This window comes from Rhizobium albus (genome assembly GCA_030160035.1).
Taxonomy (GTDB): Bacteria; Pseudomonadota; Alphaproteobacteria; order Rhizobiales; family Rhizobiaceae; genus Georhizobium; species Georhizobium albus.
In genome coordinates, this window is record BSNO01000003.1 from 365,957 (window position 1) to 385,618 (window position 19,662).

Sequence of the window (19,662 nt, forward strand, 5' to 3'; positions counted from 1 at the left end):
AACTCCTGCCCTTCTGTCAAGTCAACGAATGTTTCGCTTTCGAGATCGACCGAACGATCCACAGAGCGGCCGATTGACCGCGAGCAAAACAATCACTAATGATCATGGCATGGAGGAAGAGCGCAGACGGGAGGTTCGGTTTCCGCAGGAACGTCATCGCAAGATGGCGGATCTCATTGCGCTGCGCGGCCACATCAGTGTGGACGAACTCATCGAGACATTTGCGGTGTCGGGGCCGACGGTGCGTCGGGATCTCGACTTTCTTGCGCGGGCCGGAATCGCAGTGCGCACCCATGGCGGCGTCACCGCGTCGGACAGGGCGGCAGGGCAGGAACCGCTTTTCATGGAAAAGCTGCGCCGGCAGCAAGCGGCCAAGATTTGCATCGCACAAGCGGCCGCGCGCCAGATCGAAGACGGGATGCGGGTCATGCTCGATTCCGGTACGACGGCTCTGGCGTTGGCGCGGATTCTGGCGGGCAGAGCCATCAGGATGATTGCTACCGATATCAAGGCCGCAGAAGCGGCCGCCACCGGTGAGACCGAAGTCATGATTGCCGGCGGCATGGTGCGCAACGGCTATTTCGGCATCGTCGGCGAGGAGACGGCAGCCGCGATTTCCGCTCAGCCAGAGGCCGACATCTTCTTTCTTTCCGCCGACGCGGTGGACGGCAACGGCGTGTCCAACGTCACCATCGAAGAGGCGCGCGTGAAGCGTGCGGCCATCGCCAATGCGAAACGCACGGTCCTGATCGCCGACCATACCAAACTCGACCGGCGCGAGCCGGCAGAGGTGTGCGCCTGGAGCGCCATCGACCTGTTCATCACTGACCGCCACTCAGGCGCCGTCGCTCAAGCCTATGCAGGCGCAACGACCCGAGTGGAATTGTGCAGCCCAGGAGCGGGCAAAGAAGGAAAAACAAAAGCATGAAAAAGTTCAGCGCCTTGTTCGGCGGCACCAAACCCGTCATCGCCATGGTGCATCTCGCCCCCATGCCGGGCACGCCGCTTTACGATGCCGAAGGCGGTGTCGAGGCGATCGTCGAAGCCGCACGCCGTGATCTCAAAGCGCTGCAGGATGCCGATGTCGATGCGGTGATGTTCGGCAACGAAAACGATCGCCCCTATGAACTTAAGGTCGACACGGCCTCAACCGCCACGATGGCCTTCGTGATCGGCCAGTTGCGCAAGGACATCCAGAAGCCGTTCGGCGTCAACGTTCTGTGGGACCCGATGGCGTCCGTCGCGCTTGCGACCGCGACCGGCGCATCCTTCATGCGCGAAATTCTGACGGGCACCTATGCGTCCGACATGGGACCCTGGACGCCGAATGCCGGCAAGGCGATGCGCTATCGCGATCGGCTGAACCGGTCCGATCTCGTGATGCTCGCCAATGTTTCGGCCGAATTCGCCTATTCGCTCGACCGGCGCGATCTCGCCGATCGGGCCCGTTCCGCAGTCTTCTCGTCGATCCCTGACGCGATCCTCGTATCCGGCGCCATCACCGGGGAAGCAGCCGAGATGGCCGACCTCATCGCGGTGAAGAAGGTTCTTCCCGATACACCGGTTCTTGCCAACACCGGGGTCAAACATTCCACCATTGCCGATGTCTTCAAGGTTGCGGATGGCTGCATCGTCGGGTCATCCTTGAAAGTCGACGGCGACACGTGGAAAGCGGTCGATGCCGCACGGGCTGCCGAGTTCATGCGGCTTGCCAAGGCTGCTCGAGGAGACTGATGGCATGAATGCCAGGCGCGACACGACGACCCAATACACGATCGGCCTGGGCGTTCTCGCGCTGGCGATCTTCGTGACGCTGACCTTCTACGCCCCCAACTTCCTATCGCGCGCCAATCTCAATTCGATGGGCTCGCAATTCCCGGAGTTCGGCCTGCTGGCGCTCGGGCTGCTCCCGGCAATGATCACCGGCGGGATCGATCTGTCGGTGGTCGCGATCGCCAATCTGGCATCGATCGTCGCGGCACTCCTGTTGAGGGCAGGGCCCGAATACGCGTTGCTGGCGATCCCCGCCGCACTCCTCACCGGCCTCGCTTGCGGGGTCTTGAACGGCTGCCTCATCGCCTATCTGCGATTGCCTCCGATCCTGGCGACGCTCGGTACGCTACAACTCTTCGGCGGCATCGCGATCGTCATCACCGGCGGGCCATCGATCACCGGCCTGCCTGCCTGGTATAGCGCCTGGGGAACTTGGTCGATCGGCGGGTTTTTGCCGGTGCCCCTGATTGTCTTCACCATCGTTGCAATCGGCATGGGCCTCTTCCTGCGCTTCTCCGCCACCGGCATGCGCGCCAGGCTTTATGGCGCCAATCCGCTTGCGGCACGCTTCGTCGGCATTCAGGAGCGCAAGCTCGTCATCAAGATCTACGCGACCGCCGGCGTCATCGCTTCGATCGCCGGTCTGGTGATCCTGGCGCGCGCCAATTCGGCAACCGCCGATTACGGAGCGTCCTACCTGCTCCTGGTCATCCTCATCAACATTCTCGCCGGCGTCAGCCCATTCGGCGGCGTCGGGTCTACCATGGGCGTCGTGCTTGCGGTGATCACGCTGCAGCTCATTTCGTCCGGCCTCAACTTCCTCGCCTTCACGGCCTTCACCCGTGACCTTTTCTTCGGCGGCCTGCTCATCGCCATCATGTCGATCCGCGTCATAGCGGAAGGCCGGCTGGGCGATTTCAGGACGCTCATATCAAGACGGCAGACATGACCCAGCAACTGCGCAAAGACCTCCACGACCTGATGCTCATTCCGGGCCTCTCCGGCCATGAGGACCGGGTGCGACGCCATCTGCGCGCCCTCATGGAAAAGGAAGGCTTCGACTGCCGCACCGATACGCTCGGCAATCTGATCGCGACGCTCGATGGCGACGAGGGTGCGCCGAGCGTGATGCTGTTTGCCCACACCGATCAGCTGGGCTTTGTGGTGCGCAAGATCGAGGCGAGCGGTCTGATCCGCGTCGAGCGGCTCGGCGGCATTCCCGAGAAGGCGCTACCGGCACAGAGCGTTCTTCTCTGCGTCGGTGAGGGCCGCGACGTGAAGGGGATCATCGCCAACAAGAGCCATCACGCGACGCCGCCGGAAGAAAAGTACAAGGTCACGCCCTACGCCGAACTCTTCATCGATATCGGCGCGGAAAGCGCCGACGCGGTGCGCAAGCTCGGCATCGAGATCGGCACGGCGGTCGTTTACGAACCGAATGTCTTCGATCTCGGCGAGCACCGCGTCGCCGGAACGTCGGTCGACGACCGGGCCGGCTGCGCCGTCATCGTGGGAGCGGCTCGGCGGCTGAAGAAGGTCGCGTCGCGCCCGACCATTCATTTCGTCTTCGCCGTGCTTGAGGAATTCAACCTGCGCGGCGCCATGGTGGCAGCGCAGGCGCTGAAGCCCGATATCGCGATCCAGCTCGATCTCGCGCTGACGTCGGACACCCCGGACATGGCCCATCGCGGCGAGGTGGTGATGGGCGAGGGCCCGGCGATCTCGCATTACTCGTTCCATGGACGTGGCACGCTGAACGGCACGATCCCGCATCCGGCGGTCGTCGACGCCGTTCAACGCACGGCCAGCGAAGACGGAATCCCGCTGCAGCATACCGCCCATGTCGGCGCGCTGACCGATTCCTCCTACGTTCAGCTGGTCGGCGAAGGCGTCGCCTGCGTCGATCTCTGCTTCCCCAGCCGCTACACGCACACCTCGCTCGAGGTCTGCGACATGCGCGATCTCGAGGGGCTGACCGCGCTCGTCACCGGGGCCATCATCCGCATGGGAACCGGCTTCGATCTCGACCGGGACAGCTATACATGAGCCGCGCCTTCCTCGGGATCGATATCGGGACCTTCGAGACCAAAGGCGTCGTCGTGTCGGACGAGGGCGTGATTCTGGCGTCGGCCCGCCGTGCGCATCGCATGGTCGTGCCGCGCGCCGGTTGGGCCGAACACGATGCCGAGGAGACCTGGTGGCAGGAATTTCGCGATATCGCGCGCGAGGTGATCGCGGCATCCGGGCTTCCCGCATCAGCGATCGCCGGCGTCGGGGCAAGCGGCATCGGACCTTGCATGCTTCCTGTGGATGACGAGGGCGCGCCGCTGATGAACGCGGTGCTCTACGGCGTCGACACGCGTGCCCATGCCGAAATCGAAGATCTCACCGCAAAGATCGGGGAAGAGACGCTGCTGCGGCGCACCGGCAACGGTCTGACGTCGCAGTCGGTGGGGCCAAAAATCCTGTGGCTGAAGCGCAACCGGCCGGAGATCTACGAAAAGGCGGCCGGCTTCGTAAATTCCTCCACCTTCCTCGTCGAGCGGCTGACCGGCGAACGTGTGCTGGATCATTATTCGGCGGCAAGCTTCTCCCCGCTTTACGACGTGGAGACCAATGACTGGGCCGACGATCTCATGGACGGCATCGTCGAGCGCGAGCGCCTGCCGCGGCTTCTCTGGTCGTCCGATATCGCCGGCCACATCACCAAATGGGCTGCCGAGGAGACCGGTCTGGCCGAAGGCACGCCCGTCATCGCGGGCACGATCGATGCAGCTGCCGAGGCTTTGAACGTCGGTGTCTCGCGCCCCGGTGAGATGATGCTGATGTATGGTTCCACCATTTTCATCATCATGGTCACCGACAAGCCGTCGCAGGACGCACGCCTGTGGTATGCACCATGGCTCTTCGAGGGGCGCCACGCCGTCATGTCCGGCCTGGCGACGAGCGGAACGCTGACGCACTGGTTCCGCGATCGCTTTGCGCGGGAACTGCCGGCTGAAGACGCTATGCGAATGCTTGCCGAGGAGGCGGCCGCGACGCCGGCAGGCGCCAACGGGCTCTTCGTGCTTCCCTATTTCTCGGGCGAACGCACGCCAATCCACGATCCCCATGCCAAGGGCATGATCTTCGGCCTCGATCTCACGCATGAGCGCGGCGACATCTACCGCGCGGTGCTCGAGGGGATCGCCTATGGCGTCCGGCACGTGCTGGAAACCTATGGCGAAACCGGCAATGCGCCTTCCGCGATCACAGCTGTCGGCGGCGGTGTGCGCAACGCCGTCTGGCTGCAGGCTGTCTCCGATATTTCCGGCAGCGCGCAGACGCTGCGCCGCGAAAGCTTCGGCGCGAGTTACGGCAGTGCCTTTCTTGGGGCGATCGGCACGGGCGCGGCAAGCGAGGGCGACATCGACACATGGAACCCTCCCGCCGGTCATATCGATGCGAACCGCGCTTTGGCGCCGCTCTATGACGACGGATTCAAGACATATCGTGGCCTCTACGAGGCGACGCGGAGCTTCATGCACGCCGAGCGCAGCGCATGAAAGGGGAACGGCCTTCCCAAAAGGCCACAACAGGGAGAGTGAACATGGCGTTTGGTTTGAAGAAGTTGCTGATGGGAGCGGCAGCCGTTTCCGTCCTGGCAGGTGGCGTTGCGATCACTGCCAATGCGCAGGACACCCGCGAGATCGTCACCGTCGTGAAGCTGTCGGGCATCGCATGGTTTAATCGTATGGAAGAGGGTGTGCAGCAATATGCCGAGGCGACCGGCAACAATGCCACCCAGGTCGGTGCGGCAACGGCGGACGCCGCCCTTCAGGTTCAGCTTATCGAAGATCTGATCGCCCGCGGCGTCGACGCGATCACCGTCGTGCCGAACTCGCCCCAGGCTCTCGAGCCGGTCCTGGCGCGTGCGCTTGAAAACGACATCGTCGTCATCGGCCATGAAGGCGCGACTCTTCAGAACGTGACCTACGATCTCGAAGCCTTCGACAATGCCGCCTATGGTGAGCACCTGATGGAGGCGCTGGCGCAGAAGATGGGCGGCGAGGGCGAGTATGCCGTGTTCGTCGGCTACCTGACCTCGGTGACGCACAATGAGTGGGTCGACGCCGCGATCGCCTACCAGGAAGCAAACTACCCGAACATGACGCTCGTCGGCGGCAAGCAGGAATCTGCCGAGCAGCAGCAGACCGCATACCAGAAGATGCGCGAATTGCTGCGCACTTACCCCAACCTGAAGGGCATGCAGGGTTCGGCCGGTGAAGACGTGGTTGGCGCCGCACTCGCAGTCGAGGAAGCGGGTCTCTCCGACCAGGTTTCGATCGTCGGAACCAGCTTGCCGTCGGTTGCAGGACCGTATGTCGAAACGGGTGAAATCGATCTCATCTCCTTCTGGGATCCGGCTCTCGCCGGCTACGCGATGAACGTGCTGGCCGAAAAGGCCCTGAACGGCGAGACGATCGAAACCGGGGCTGATCTTGGCGTTGAAGGCTACAACGAAGTCCGCGTCGACGGTAAGGTCATCTACGGCCAGGCATGGGTCGACGTGAGCGCCGACAATCTCGACGAATACGACTTCTAAGCGGACAACAAGGGGCTGCCGCATCCGCGGCGGCCCCAAACCACCAATCTGACTCGGAGCCCCGATGTCCGACCCCGTTCTGCAGATCGACGGCATTCACAAGGCCTATGGTCCCGTTCGCGTGCTCGCCGATGTGGCGCTGACCTTGCATGCGGGCGAAGTGCGCTGCCTTGCCGGCGAAAACGGATCCGGCAAGTCGACGCTGATCAAGATCATGTCGGGTGTTGTGCCAAAGGATGCGGGGACCGTCCGTATCGCTGGCCAGGAGCTTTCCAACGATCCGGCGGCGGCGATCAATGCTGGACTGTCGGTGATCTATCAGGACTTCTCGCTCTTCCCCAATCTCACCGTGGCCGAGAACATCGCGTTCCTGCGCAATGTCGCCCATGGGGAGCGCTGGCACAAACGTGGCAGCGATCGGCAGCTTGCTCTCAACACGCTGAAGCGCATGGGTGTCGACATCGATCCGTCGCAGCCGGTCGAACTTCTGCCGGTCGCCTCCAAGCAGTTGATCGCCATCGCGCGTGCGCTTGCCAATGACGCACGCATCATCGTCATGGACGAGCCGACGACCGCGCTGACGCGCAGCGAAGTGAAGCGCCTGCAGGGCATCATCGAGGCGCTGAAGAAGGATGGCGTCGCGTTCCTGTTCGTCAGCCACAAGACCGAAGAGATATTCGCCTTCTGCGACACCATCACGGTGCTGCGCGATGGCCGCGTCGTCTCGCAGGGGGGAGCGGACGAATTCGACGCCGATCGCCTCGGCCGCGACATGACCGGCCGTGATATCGAGACCCATCGCCTGCCGCGCGAACTCGCGCCCACCGCAGCGCCGATCATGGCGACGCGCGGCCTGACACGGCACGGCGTCTACTCCGATGTCGATCTTTCGATCGCGCCGGGCGAGATCGTGGCTCTTGTCGGCCTGCTCGGGTCCGGGCGAACGGAACTGGCTCTGTCGCTCTTTGGCCAGATCGAGCCGGACGAAGGCGTGATCGAGTTCAAAGGCACTATTCGGCGCTTTCGCGAACCGCTGGAAGCGATGGACGCCGGTATCGCCTATGTGCCTGAAGATCGCCTGACGGAGGGATTGTTCCTCGATCAGCCGATCGGCGACAACATCTCCGTTGCGTCCCTGAAGCCGTCGGGAATTGTGGATCGCTCAGGGCTGCGCGAGCGTGCGCGCGAAGCCGTCAAGCGCTTGCGTATCAAGACGCCCGGCATCGAACCTTCGGTCGCGACTCTGTCCGGCGGCAACCAGCAGCGTGTCGTCCTCGCACGCTGGATGGAACGCAACCCGGAACTGATGATCCTCAACGGGCCAACGGTCGGCGTCGACATCGGCTCCAAGCGTGAGATTCACGAAATTCTGCTGGATCTGCGCAAGAGCGGCACCGCAGTGCTCGTCGTTACCGACGATCTCGGCGAAGCGCTCGCGCTTTCCGACCGCATCCTGGTCATGGTACGCGGACGGATCACGGGTGAGTTCACGGCCGACGAGATTGACGAGGAACGGCTGTCGCTTTCCGTGACCGAGGAGGCACCGGCACGATGAATGCCGCCACACGCATGTTCATGTCGCCGCAAGGCGTGGTGCTGATCGCAGCCTTGCTGTTCGCGCTCGTCGTCGGCTTCATCAACCCCAATTTCCTGTCTCTGGCGACCGTTATCGATCTGCTGCGCAATTCGCTGGTGACGGCGATCTTCGCGCTCGGCGTCATGATGGTGCTGGCTTCGGGCGGGATCGACGTCTCGTTTCCGGCGATCGGCGCCTTTGCCATGTACACGACGATGTCGCTTGTGCTCGGTGTTGATTTCGACGTGCCGATCATTGCGCTGTTCGTGATCAGTGCCGCCATCGGCGCATCGCTGGGCTTGGTCAACGGCATCCTCATCGGCGGGCTTGGGCTGCCGACGCTGATCGTCACGCTTGGCACGCTCAGCCTGTTTCGCGGCGCGCTTTTGACGTTCGTCGGCACGACCTACATCACCAACGTGCCGCGCAACGTCATCTCGTTCGCACGCACGATGATCGTGCGGATGGAGAACGCGGTCGGCCAGCTCGCTTCGCTACCGCTGTCCTTCGTCGTGCTTGTCGGCGTCACCGCCTTCGTCGCGATCATCATGAACCTCACGAAGTTCGGCCGCGCCATCTACGCGATCGGCGGCTCGGAGGAGGGGGCACGACGGATCGGCATCAAGGTCGGCCGCACCAAGGTGCTCATCTACGTGATCGTCGGTGCCATCGCCGGCCTCGCCGGCATGACCCACATGACGCTGTCGCGCATGGCCAACCCCTTCGATCTCGTCGGCATGGAACTGAACGTCATCGCCGCTGTCGTGCTCGGCGGCGCGCGCATCACCGGCGGTCATGGCACGGTCACCGGCACGCTGCTCGGCGCGCTTCTGATCACCATGATCAACACGTCGCTGCTCAGCGCGGGCGTGCCGTCCTATTGGCAGCGCGTCGTCGTCGGCGCGCTCATCATCATCGGCACCGGCCTGCCGATCGTCATCGATCGATTGGCCAAACGCCGCGAGCGTCTGGCACAGGCAGCGGTCTGAATTTCGGGAAGGAGCCCAACTCATGAAGAAGATTCTGAACAATCCGGCTGATTACGTGGACGAGATGCTGGACGGTTTCGTTGCCGCGCATCCGCAGTTCTACGCCCAGCCGGAGCGGCGGGTGATCGCCCGGCCGGAGGGCGCGACGAGCGGCAAGGTCGGTATCGTGAGCGGCGGCGGATCGGGTCATCTGCCGGTCTTCACCGGCTATGTCGGCCCGGGCTTCCTCGATGCCTGCGCCGTCGGCGACGTGTTCGCCAGCCCGTCGGCCGAGCAGATGGCAAGCGCCATCCGCCATGCCGATGGCGGCGCCGGCGTGCTGCGGCTTTACGGAAACTACGGCGGCGACGTCATGAATTTCGACATGGCCGGCGAAATGGTCGACATGGAGAACGACATTCGCACCGCCACCGTGCTTCTGGCCGACGACATCGTCTCGGCCGGCAAGGACGAGGCTGAAAAGCGCCGCGGCGTCGCCGGCATGATCTACGCGTTCAAGATCGCCGGCGCCTGTGCCGACACGAAAGCCGATCTCGACGAGGTCACGCGCGTGGCGCAGAAGGCCGCCGATGCGTGTCGCTCGATCGGCATGGCGCTGACGCCCTGCATCGTGCCGCAGGCCGGCAAGGCCAATTTCGAGCTCGGCGAGAACGAGATGGAAATGGGCATGGGCATTCATGGCGAACCCGGCATCTGGCGCGATGCGCTGCGCCCGGCCGACCAGATCGTCGACGAGATGATCGACCGGATCCTTGCCGATCATCCTTTCTCGAAGGGCGACCGGCTCTCCGTCCTCGTCAATTCGCTGGGCGCCACGCCGCTCGAAGAGCTCTACATCATGTACCGCAAGGTCAAGCAGCGCTTCGACGCCATCGGCGCCGAGATCGTCATGCCGCTCGTCGGGCGCTACGCGACGTCCATGGAGATGACCGGCGCCACGATCACCACAATCGCTCTGGATGACGAGCTCGAACGCTACCTGAAGGCGCCGGCTGCCTGTGCCTATTGGCGCGTCGGGTGAGGGCGAAGAGCATGGCGACACTTGATAGCGCACGTCTCAAGGCTGCCCTGCAGCGGGTCGCGGCAGGCGCGGCCGCGGCGGCGGCGGAACTCAATGCGGCCGACGGCCAGCTCGGCGACGGCGATCTAGGCATCACGGTCTCGAAGGGCTTTGCCGCGGCCGCGGAAGCTGACCTTCCCAGCGATCTCGGCATGGCCTTCCTGGAATGCTCGAAAGCCTTCCAGCGCGTGTCGTCCTCCTCCTACGGCACGCTCGTCGCGACAGGCTTCATGGCTGCGGCCAAGAGCGCAAAGGGCTTCGAGACGCTCGAGGTCTCCGCGATTCCGGCGCTGGTCGCTGAGGCGCGGGACGCGATGATGGCGCGCGGCAAGGGCGAGCTCGGCGCCAAGTCGGTGCTCGACAGCCTCGATGCCTGTGCGAAAGCGATCGAAGACGCCGACGCCGCCGAGATGGGCGACAAGGCCGTCGCCGCCGCACGCCAGACGCTGCAGGACTTCAAAGGCAGGCCCTGCAAGCTCGGCCGCGCCCGCATGTTCACCGAAAAGAGTGCCGAACTCGACGACCCCGGCCAACTCGCCTTTCTGCGCATCGTCGAGGCAGCCGTTCCAACGGCCGAATAGGACAAGAGAACATGCAGTATCGCACGCTCGGCCGCTCGGGCCTCAAGGTTTCCGCCATCGCGATGGGGACGTTCTCCTTCGGCGGCAAGGGCGACTTTGCCATGGTGGCCAATCAGGGGGTCACCGAGGCGCGTCGTCTCGTCGATGCCTGCATCGACGGTGGCATCAATCTCTTCGACACGGCCAACATGTATTCGCTCGGTCGTTCCGAGGAAATTCTGGGCGAGGTGCTGGAGGGCAAGCGCGACGAGGTGCTGATCTGCTCCAAGGCGCGCATGAAGATCGGTGACGGCGTGAATGACGAGGGTGCGTCGCGCTATCACATCATCCGTGAGTGCGAACGCAGCCTGAAGCGCCTGCGCACCGATCGCATCGATCTTTATCTGATGCATGAATGGGATGGTCTCACGCCACTCGAAGAGACACTTTCAGCGTTCGAAACTCTGCAGGCGCAGGGCAAGATCCGTTACGCTGGCTGTTCGAACTATGCCGGCTGGCAGTTGATGAAGGCCCTCGGCATTGCCGAACGCGAGCGCCTGCCGCGTTTCGCGGCCCAGCAGATCCACTACACGCTGGAAGCCCGCGAGGCCGAATACGAGCTTCTGCCGATCGCGGTGGACCAGGGCGTTGGCGTGATGATCTGGTCGCCGCTTGCGGCCGGTCTCCTGTCGGGCGCGTTCACCCGCGATACGTTCCCGCAGGATTCGCGTCAGGCCGCAGGCTGGTCCGAGCCGCCGATCCGCGACCAGGAGCGCCTTTGGGCCATCGTCGACGTTCTGCGCGAGATTGCCGCCGAGCGTTCGCTGACGGCAGCACAGATATCGCTGGCATGGACACTGTCGCGTCCCGGTATCGCAACGCTCGTCACCGGCGGACTGACACCGGAGCAGTTTCAGGAAAACATCGCCGCTGCCTCGGTGGAACTGACACCGGAGGAACTGGAACGCCTGAACCAGGTCAGCCGCCCGCCCTACATCTATCCCTACTGGCACCAGCACAATTTCGCAGCCGACCGGTTCAGCCCCGCCGATTGGGCGCTGCACGACAGCTATCGCGATCTGGGCAAGATCTGAGCTTTCGGGACGTCTGCTCTACGGGGAGGCTTCGGGCGTTGCGCTGCCCTGAAAACACAAACTTGGCCTTGCGGCCAAGTCGATGTGAAACGGGGCGGCGGCATCACCGGACAGGGGGAAAGCGTGGCGACCGGAGAGCTGCGACCTATCGCTGCCGCAGCCTGAAGGGCTAGTTCCTCCGATCACACGCACAAGGCCGGTGACACCGCCTATCGACCTGCCGGCGCTTCTTGCCGGCAGGCAGTCTGGGTGGGCTCAATTGAGCCCGATGAAGTCGTCCTCCGTCAGGTTGATCCGACCCTTCAGGCCGAACTCGAATTCGGCCGCGTTGTCGGCATCGATGTTGCCACGCACGATCGTGAATTCACCGTCTTCGCGGGTCACGTGCTCGAAGGTGATCTGACCGGCGGCGGTAAAGGTCGTGCCGCTGGTGAGCGAAAAGTTCTGTTTGCCGCCGGCTATCACATTCGCGTCGATCGCCGAGATGTCGATCCGATCACCCGGCTGGAAATTGACGATCGTGTCACCATTGGCGCTTTTCGCCGAAAGGAAGCGGAACGTGTCGCTTCCGTCCCCACCGTCGAGCACGTTGATCGCGTCGCTGGCGATGATGGTGTCGTTGCCGCCCCCTCCGATCGCGTTTTCGATCGAGTAGATCACGTCACGCACACCCGATGCGGTCGTCACGCTGCCCCGTTCGTTCAGGCCGTTGCCGAGATTGATCGTCAGGGCCTCGGTGAGTGCGGCGTAGTCGATCGTGTCGATGCCTTCGCCACCCCAGTAGATGTCGGCGTCGTCACCGACCGTGGCGATGAACAGGTCCTTGCCCGCGCCGCCGAAGAGCTTGTCGTTGCCTTCGGCACCGATGAGGACATCGTCGCCATCCTCGCCATAGACGGTGTCGTGACCCCAGCCCGCATCGATCCGGTCGTTTCCGGCCCCGCCGAAGACATCGTCCTGGTTGCCATGGGCATGGATGATGTCGTCGCCATCGCCACCGAAGATCGCGTCTTCGCCGTCGCCGGCCGTGATGGTGTCGTTGCCGCCGAGCGCGATGATCGTATCGGCCTGCGGCCGTCCCACCAGGATATCGGCGCCTTCCGTGCCGATGATCTCGCCGGGATTGGTCCCGCCGATTACAACGACGGGCGGAACGCTCGGCGTGGTCGGAGGAGGCGGAGGCGTAACGGTGCCATTGCCTGTTCCTGTTCCCGTGCCAGTTCCGGATCCGTTGCCCGTACCAGCTCCTACGCCGCTGCCTGTGCCGTTGCCCGATCCGGAGTCGGTACCAGTGCCTGTACCCGTACCCGTGCCAGTCCCCGAGCCTGTTCCGGCTCCGGCTCCGACATCTTCGCTGTCGTCGTCGCAATCCTCTTCGTCATGATCATCATCGTCATGGCCGTGGTCGTCGTCATCGTCCTGATCGTCGTCGTCTTCATCTTCATGGCCGCTGCCCTGGCCGTGATCATCCTCGTCCTCGTTTTCGTCCTCATCGTCATGTGACGGCAAGGCGGTGAAGCCGGGCATGCCATTCGGAGCGGAGAAGGAGATCGAGCGCCCGTCGGGACCGGTCAGGGTCGTGACGCCGCTCTCGTCGATCTCGACGCCGAAGTCGGCGATCGTGGTGCCTGCGGGCAGCTCGATCACATCCTGCGGCCGGAGTGCGCCGACGATCGTGTCGCTGCCGCCATTGGAGCGGAACACGATGCGGTGGGCGGACGTAAGGGCTGAAATGTCCACCGTGTCGTTGCCGGTGCCGCCATCGATGGTGATGGTGGAGAAGTTCAGGCTCGTCGTGTTGAAGTTGCCGAAGACTGCGATCGTATCGCCGCCATTGAGCCCGGTGTCCAAACCGCCGCCGTTGTTTGCCGTCACGTTGAGCGTGTTGACGATGATTTCCTCGATGTTGTCGAGTTCGGCGACGACAGTGGTCACGCCGTTCGCGGTACGGGTGATCACGATTTCCGTCGTCGCTGCGAAGCTCGTTCCAAGCGAACCAGCAAGACCAGCGTTCTGGCCGCCGGTCATGGCGTAGATCCGGAAGGTTTCCGCTCCTGCCACACCGGTCAGTGCGTAGGTGTCGGTCCCGGCGCCGCCATCGATGCGATCGCGCCCGTCGGTGCTCAGCTGGTTGATCCGATCGGTGCCGGCCCCGCCATTGATGACATCGTCGCCGGCGCCACCATTGATCGTGTCGTTGCCGCCGTTGCCATTGAGAATGTCGTTGCCGCCATTGCCATTGATCGTGTCGTTTGCGTTGTTCAGGAAGCCGGTATTGCCGCCATTGGCAATGTCATCTCCGGCGGTGCCGTTGAAGGTAATGTCGATCCCGAGGAACGGCGTTGCATTCCAGACATCGCCCACAACCTGCGTCGGTCCGGAGAAGACCGTCTCGCTGTAGCCGTTGCCGTCCGTGAAGCTGACACCGACGCGCAGGATGTTTCCAACCTGGCCGCCGATGCCGAGCAAGCCGTCAGTGGGGGTGAAACTGCCACCTGTCGCACCGGCAATGTTGGTCCAGGTCTGCCCACCGTTGGACGACTGCTGCCACTGGTAGCTGAAGGTGCCGAGGCCGTTGCCGTCTTGAATGCCGGCGGTATTGACCGTCAGCTGCACGCCTTCCGTCGGCGACACCAGTCCGTTGGTCGGCGTGGGGTCGATGATGATCGGGGCTCCGGTCGCGGCAATATTCGGCGGAGGTGCTATGACGCTCATCGCCACCTCGCCATCGGCAAACCGCACCCGCTCGATATTGAACAGTCGGTCGGTGCCGTCGGACTCCAGCGCCCGCCCTGTGGTCGGATCGACCACGGCATCGCTGACTGTGGTGTGCTCGATCGTCACGCTGCCGTCGGTGTTCCGCGTGACCGTGTAGTTCGCTCGAACATCCCAGTAGACCGCGACGTCGACATCCGTGGGCTTACCGCCATCGACAATTTCACGGACGATGTTGAGCGTGCCGGGGTTGACGGTGCGGCTGAACATCAGCTGGTCGAGTGTCTTGCCACCGAAGGCCGCCACGGCTCCGGCAAGCGGTGCGCCGGCGACATAGTCGGACGCGAGATAGACCCTCTCGCCAAGCCCGTCGGTCGTGTAGGCGGTGCCGTTGTGCACGAAGGCGATCCGGACGTTCAGCCACTTGTCGCCATCGATGATGTCGTTGCCGCCCATGCCGCGGATCACGTCTGAGCCGGCGCCGCCAAGCAGGATGTCACCGGCTTCGGTCGTGTCCATGACGATGGTTTCGGTCTTGCCTGCAACCGTCACCGTTTGGCGTTCGAGGTGCGACGTGAGGCCATCAAGCCCTGAAATCAGGCCGAGGTTCTTGGCCAGCAGCGCATTGGAATAGCTTTCGAGCGGCGCAGTCGGGTCGATCTGCGTGCCGTTGCCATTGGCATCATAGGCGCCGATGACGACGTCACGTCCAGTGAGTGTATCGTTGCCGTTCCAGCCCGACAGGCCTTCCACCAGGTCGAACCGGTCGCGCAGGATGTTGTTCTGCTGGTTGGTGAAGATGGAAATGTTCATGTCGCTGTTGGCGGCAGTCGCATCGCCCTTGTGGATGGCCCAGTCGAAGCCGGCCATGCCGTTGTTGCGCTGGATGCCGGAGCCCTGGAACATGATGTCGTCGCCGGATTCGGCGTCGTAGTCGTTGTCGTTGCCGCGCCCGTTCAAGACGTCGTGGCCGATGATCGTGGAGTTGAAGAACAGTTCTGAATTTTCGCCAGCGAGCGTATCGAAGCTGTCGCCCCCCTCGAGCCAGTCGTCACCTTCGTTGCCAAGCAGGAAGCCGAAGCCTTCCCCGCCCCGTATGAAGTCGTTGCCGAGCCCGCCGGAAATATGCTTGTCCTCGGTGCCCCCGAAGATGAAGTCCTGGCCTTCGCCGCCGAAGACGAGGTCGATGCCCATGCCGGGATTGATGACGTCATTGCCTTCGTCGCCGTGGATGACGTCGAATTCGCCGATGTCCGAACCGCGATCGGTGATGAGGTCGTCGCCGGCGCCACCGAAGAGATGGTCGACACCGAAGCCGCCTTCGAGATCGTCGTCACCGTCTTCGCCCCAGAGCGTATCGTCGCCTGAACCGCCGGTGATCTTGTCGTTCCCGTTCGTGCCGCCGATGACCACATGCTGGTCGCCGAGGAACTTGATGGAGCCGGGGCCGCGCTGAACGAGCGAGTTTCCGCCGCTCAGCATGCCACCGAGGATCGGATCCTCTGATGTCGGATCGGCTGAGCCGAGGCCGGCGTTCCACTGCTTGGACTGATCCATTTCCAGGATGAAGTCCGCAGTCTGGAAGGCTGCGCCATTGACGTGCAGACCGCTGTGTTCGGTATCGGTGTTGCGGCGAAGCAGTTCCGCAAACGAGTCCGCTTCCAGTTCGTTCAGCAGGTTCAGGCCCTGAGCGCGGCTGAGATAGTAGAAGCGATCGCCTTCCTGCAGACGCTCCATCTGGTTTTCGAAAACCAGCGTGAAGGTGGAGCCCAGCATGCCGCCGAACGCCATCTTGGCTTCCGCAAGGCCGCCGATCCAGAAGTCGACGTCGTTCAAGCCGCCGAGCTTGCCGCCGGCATAGGCGCCGGTCGCGTTCAGGAAGTCGAGCCGGTCGGCCGGTGCGCCGTCTCCGCCGAGCACCAGTTTCATGGCTGCGTCGCGCTTTGCCTCGGCCGTGGTCGCACTGGTGATGGTGCTGTGGGTGCCGTAAGCCGCGATGAAGTTTACGACAGAGAGCGGGTTCTTGATGTTCTGGGCGAAATCCGTCCAGCTCTCGTAAGGCTTCAGATAGGTGTCGTTGCTCTGTGCGTAGAATTGCGCGCGTGCCTCGTTCAGCGACGGGATGCCGGTTTCACGGGCACGCGCCATGTTGAGGGCGGCAAGGTCGAGCGGCAGGCCGACGAGATTGTTGCGCAACGCATCGGTCATGAACTCGTCGATTTCGTTGCCACGCTGGCGACCCATTCCGCGCAGGATCGCACCGGCTGCCTCCTCGGCGTTCACTCCGTAGCTGTCGAACAGAACCGGGTTGAGGAAGGCTTCGATCAGGCCCGGATCATCACGGTTGGCGGCATCGCCGCCGATGCCGAACACATCCACCTTCTCGTTGAGCATCGAGTGGCCGAAGCGATAGACGACCTGCGCGAATTCTTGGCTGATCGAGGGATCGATATCGATGGAGTTGGAGAAGAGGAAAGCGTCCACCTGCGGCGCGACGGCGCGAGCAAACTCTTCGAAGACCAGATGCTGGTAGACCATCTCCGTCGAGAAGCGTGACGCCTGGAACAGCCGCTCACCATCCCAGACGAGATTGGCGCCGGCTGCCGGCAGAGCGGTGAGCTTATGGCCGTCGAGCAGCCATTCGTTGATGAAGGCGAGGTCGTTCGAAGCGAGCACCGTTGCCTTGATTTCGCTGACCTGCCGGTTGTGCTCACCATGGAACACAGTGTGGATCGACGTGAGAGCGATGTTCTCGTTGCCACGACCGTCGCCGACGATGAAGTGGCGATCGAGCAGTTCGTTGTCGTAGGCAACTTTGTTCAGTCGGGTGTCAGTGGTGATCGAGTTGCCTGTATCGGTGTCGACATCCGCCTGCACTTCAATTTGGGGTGTAGCGCGGTTCCCGTCATGGTCGTAGGTCGTGCCAGGGACCGCATTGTGTGCGATGTCGTTAAGAAAGGCACGACCGGCCGAAGCGAACTGGAAGCTTACGGTTGCGCCTGCGGGCACGGCGATGCCTGCGGCTGTAAGATCGGCGAGGGCAAGTTCGGAAGGGTGCAGCCCATCGGCATGACCCTCCTTCACAAAGGCAGTGCGGCCGACAACGGCGCCGTTGACGGTAAAGGTAACGCCGATCGTCGCCATGGCAAAACCGTTCGGTCCGCGCACGAACTCGCCATAGAGGTCGGTTGCGAGAAGCGGAACGCTGAAAACGTCGGCATCCTTCAATTCGATGCCAAGCATTGTCTTGGCGTGGGCTTTGATATCAGCCCAGGTGGGTGGGCCACCGGCTGAACCTTCCAGCATGTGACCGGTGGCGGCCGCCTTGCCATTGACCAACGCATATTCGCGCAGGAAGGTCTGGTGCGAAGCGTTGGAGGTATAGACCTGGTTGAGGTCGATCCAGGGCGTCGTCTCGTTGGCGTTTTCGCGGATGTCGTCGTCCGTGCCGAGCACGCCATCCGGGCCCGGCTGGTTGGTCGCCCGCGTCAGCACCATGAAGTTGGTCGGACCTTTGCCGTAGAGCGGGTCGTCCGGATGGAGCGGGATCAGGACCTGGCCGCTGCCGCCCTTGGTGGTGAGATCCAGCCCGTGGTCGAAGAACTGGCCGAAGATCGTGAAAAAGCCGTTATAGGGCGCGGTATCGCCGAGATCGGCCGCGACGTTCGGGATGAGCACATTGATCCCGTCCATCTGCACGCCATGCGACGTGACGAGATCGATGACGGCCTGGTCCGCAGCATCCGCGGCAGCTTGGGCGGCGGCAGTGGCTGCCGTGCCGGTCGGAATGGCCGCGAGGTCGGAAAGCGCGTCGGCTAATGCAGCTTCGGCGGCGGCAAGCGCACTCGTGGCAGTGGTCAGTGTCGCCGTTGCCTGGGAAAGCGCCAGTTCGGCTGCGGAGAGGGCCGCCTGCGCGCTGACCACGGCTGCAGCAAGCGTCGACTGGGTGGCGATGGCGGTTTGGAGGGTGGACAGCGCCGTGGCATGCGTTGCCTGCGCTGCAACGAGAGCTTCGTCGGCTGCCTGATCCGCATCGAGAGCCAGTTCATAGGCAAGGGCGGCATCGTCCCGCGCCTCGTTCGCTGCGGCATAAGCCTCAGCGTTCGCCGCAGTCGGGGCTTGCTGGAAAGTTATCAGTGCGGCCTGGGCCGCATTGGTCGCGAGGGCGAGATTTGCGGAAGCGATATTCTTGGCGTCTTCGGTCGCCGTCGCGTTCGCCTGGGCAATGGTGCGATCGGCCAGTGCGGCTGCAGCGGCAGTATCGGCTGCGGTGACTTCGGCAGCCTGGGTGTCGCGCGCCGTGACAGCGCCCTGGAGTGCCTGCTGGGCGGATGTTACCTGACCATCGGCGGCCTGCTTGGCGGCAAGCGCAAGATCATAGAACGATTGCGCCGAAGCCTTGGTGGCTGTCGCTGCGTCGACGATCGCCTGTGCCGCAGCAACTGCCGCGTCGGCCGCCGTATCGGCGGTATCGACCGCCGCGTGCGCGGCTTCTGCGGCCGCGAGCAGGCTTCGAACCTGCTGCACGATCGCCAGCGCCTGCGCGCTTGGAACACCCTCGACGGTCAGCGCAGCCATGAGGGCCGCAGGATTCTTGAGCGTTTGATCCGCAACCAGGTTGGAAATCACGCGCGGCTGGGAATCGTAGACGATCCCGTTCGGCTGGGCATAGGATGTCGGCGCGCCTGCCGGCGTACCGGGTGCATGCAGGCCAGCCGGCGAACCTTCTGCGGGCTTAAATACCGGATCGAGCAGCCGGTCCATCAACTGGGTGGAGGAGCCGAGCATTTCGCTGCCCGGCATGAAATTGTTGAAGCTGCCGTCAACCGTGCGCAGGCCGAACGGCATCAGGCCCGCCTGGGTCTGGCCGAGCACGCCGCCGGGGATGCCTCCCGCTCCATTGACCAGCGTCGCGAGCTTCGCGGCGATTTCGGCCGGGGTGTCGTTGCCATCGATTGCCGCGCTGTGCGCTTCGGCGATCTTGATCTGCTTCAGGATGAATTCCAGATCGTGTTGAACCAGCTTGACCATCGTATCCTCCTCGCGAGCGCTTGAGCTCCGGTTGTTCGGGTCGAGAGGAGACAAAGCAGGGCCGTCGGCAGAATGGCGACCATCCTGACCCGTCGGAGTACCTTTTGAGCTGGCTTGCCCCGCCGCTTCTCGGTTCTCGAAGTGAGGACAAGGATAGGATGGGCCACCAATCGGCGTAACGCCTGATCGTCCGGCAGATCGGGTAGCGCTTCGTAGGAATACAACTCCGGCGTTTGTGCCGTCGCGGTCATGACGGAGGTCATCCATGGACCATGGACC

General features: G+C 63.4%; 12 protein-coding genes. 11 read left to right on the forward strand and 1 reads right to left on the reverse strand.

Annotated features, from left to right (window positions below; genetic code table 11):
• Nucleotides 1-73: 73 nt before the first annotated feature.
• The 11 genes from QQL76_RS09620 (at nucleotide 74) to QQL76_RS09670 (ending at nucleotide 11,637) form a co-directional block, all read left to right on the forward strand.
• Entirely contained in the window at nucleotides 74-928 is an 855-nt protein-coding gene (locus tag QQL76_RS09620) for a DeoR/GlpR family DNA-binding transcription regulator (RefSeq protein WP_499207432.1), read from the forward strand.
• On the forward strand, nucleotides 925-1,734 hold the full coding sequence (locus QQL76_RS09625; RefSeq protein ID WP_499207433.1) for a BtpA/SgcQ family protein: 810 nt from the start codon (nucleotides 925-927) through the stop codon (nucleotides 1,732-1,734). The genes QQL76_RS09620 and QQL76_RS09625 overlap by 4 nt, the downstream gene beginning before the upstream one ends.
• 4 nt (nucleotides 1,735-1,738) lie before the next feature.
• Nucleotides 1,739-2,722 carry an ABC transporter permease gene (locus tag QQL76_RS09630; RefSeq protein ID WP_126011448.1) on the forward strand — a complete coding sequence of 328 codons (984 nt, stop codon included), beginning with the start codon at nucleotides 1,739-1,741 and terminating at the stop codon, nucleotides 2,720-2,722.
• Nucleotides 2,719-3,819, forward strand: a complete 1,101-nt coding sequence (locus tag QQL76_RS09635; protein ID WP_499207434.1) for a M42 family metallopeptidase — start codon at nucleotides 2,719-2,721, stop codon at nucleotides 3,817-3,819. Before QQL76_RS09630 ends, QQL76_RS09635 begins: the two co-directional genes overlap by 4 nt.
• Nucleotides 3,816-5,318 (forward strand): FGGY-family carbohydrate kinase, encoded by a 1,503-nt coding sequence (locus QQL76_RS09640; protein WP_499207435.1) that lies wholly within the window; start codon nucleotides 3,816-3,818, stop codon nucleotides 5,316-5,318. The genes QQL76_RS09635 and QQL76_RS09640 overlap by 4 nt, the downstream gene beginning before the upstream one ends.
• Nucleotides 5,319-5,362: 44 nt before the next feature.
• Complete coding sequence (locus QQL76_RS09645) at nucleotides 5,363-6,358, forward strand: autoinducer 2 ABC transporter substrate-binding protein (protein WP_499207436.1); 996 nt, start codon at nucleotides 5,363-5,365, stop codon at nucleotides 6,356-6,358.
• Between the two features lie 64 nt (nucleotides 6,359-6,422).
• On the forward strand, nucleotides 6,423-7,913 hold the full coding sequence (locus QQL76_RS09650; RefSeq protein ID WP_499207437.1) for a sugar ABC transporter ATP-binding protein: 1,491 nt from the start codon (nucleotides 6,423-6,425) through the stop codon (nucleotides 7,911-7,913).
• Complete coding sequence (locus tag QQL76_RS09655; RefSeq protein ID WP_499207438.1) at nucleotides 7,910-8,923, forward strand: ABC transporter permease; 1,014 nt, start codon at nucleotides 7,910-7,912, stop codon at nucleotides 8,921-8,923. Before QQL76_RS09650 ends, QQL76_RS09655 begins: the two co-directional genes overlap by 4 nt.
• A gap of 22 nt (nucleotides 8,924-8,945) precedes the next feature.
• The gene (locus QQL76_RS09660; RefSeq protein ID WP_499207439.1) at nucleotides 8,946-9,944 is read left to right on the forward strand and encodes a dihydroxyacetone kinase subunit DhaK; all 999 of its coding nucleotides are present in this window, start codon (nucleotides 8,946-8,948) and stop codon (nucleotides 9,942-9,944) included.
• An 11-nt stretch (nucleotides 9,945-9,955) separates the two neighbouring features.
• Entirely contained in the window at nucleotides 9,956-10,564 is a 609-nt protein-coding gene (locus QQL76_RS09665) for a dihydroxyacetone kinase subunit L (protein ID WP_499207440.1), read from the forward strand.
• Between the two features lie 11 nt (nucleotides 10,565-10,575).
• On the forward strand, nucleotides 10,576-11,637 hold the full coding sequence (locus QQL76_RS09670; RefSeq protein WP_499207441.1) for an aldo/keto reductase: 1,062 nt from the start codon (nucleotides 10,576-10,578) through the stop codon (nucleotides 11,635-11,637).
• Nucleotides 11,638-11,892: 255 nt separating this feature from the next.
• Here the strand turns inward: QQL76_RS09670 and QQL76_RS09675 are convergent, their stop codons facing one another.
• Complete coding sequence (locus QQL76_RS09675) at nucleotides 11,893-19,383, reverse strand: peroxidase family protein (RefSeq protein ID WP_499207442.1); 7,491 nt, start codon at nucleotides 19,381-19,383, stop codon at nucleotides 11,893-11,895.
• Nucleotides 19,384-19,662: the final 279 nt, after the last annotated feature.

Excerpts from the sequence above, each read along its gene's own strand:
- QQL76_RS09645 (WP_499207436.1), top strand. The coding sequence starts at position 5,363 with ATGGCGTTTGGTTTGAAGAAGTTGCTGATGGGAGCGGCAGCCGTTTCC.
- QQL76_RS09655 (WP_499207438.1), top strand. The coding sequence starts at position 7,910 with ATGAATGCCGCCACACGCATGTTCATGTCGCCGCAAGGCGTGGTGCTG.
- QQL76_RS09675 (WP_499207442.1), bottom strand. The coding sequence starts at position 19,383 with ATGGTCAAGCTGGTTCAACACGATCTGGAATTCATCCTGAAGCAGATC.
- QQL76_RS09650 (WP_499207437.1), top strand. The coding sequence starts at position 6,423 with ATGTCCGACCCCGTTCTGCAGATCGACGGCATTCACAAGGCCTATGGT.
- QQL76_RS09630 (WP_126011448.1), top strand. The coding sequence starts at position 1,739 with ATGAATGCCAGGCGCGACACGACGACCCAATACACGATCGGCCTGGGC.
- QQL76_RS09625 (WP_499207433.1), top strand. The coding sequence starts at position 925 with ATGAAAAAGTTCAGCGCCTTGTTCGGCGGCACCAAACCCGTCATCGCC.
- QQL76_RS09670 (WP_499207441.1), top strand. The coding sequence starts at position 10,576 with ATGCAGTATCGCACGCTCGGCCGCTCGGGCCTCAAGGTTTCCGCCATC.
- QQL76_RS09635 (WP_499207434.1), top strand. The coding sequence starts at position 2,719 with ATGACCCAGCAACTGCGCAAAGACCTCCACGACCTGATGCTCATTCCG.
- QQL76_RS09640 (WP_499207435.1), top strand. The coding sequence starts at position 3,816 with ATGAGCCGCGCCTTCCTCGGGATCGATATCGGGACCTTCGAGACCAAA.
- QQL76_RS09665 (WP_499207440.1), top strand. The coding sequence starts at position 9,956 with ATGGCGACACTTGATAGCGCACGTCTCAAGGCTGCCCTGCAGCGGGTC.
- QQL76_RS09660 (WP_499207439.1), top strand. The coding sequence starts at position 8,946 with ATGAAGAAGATTCTGAACAATCCGGCTGATTACGTGGACGAGATGCTG.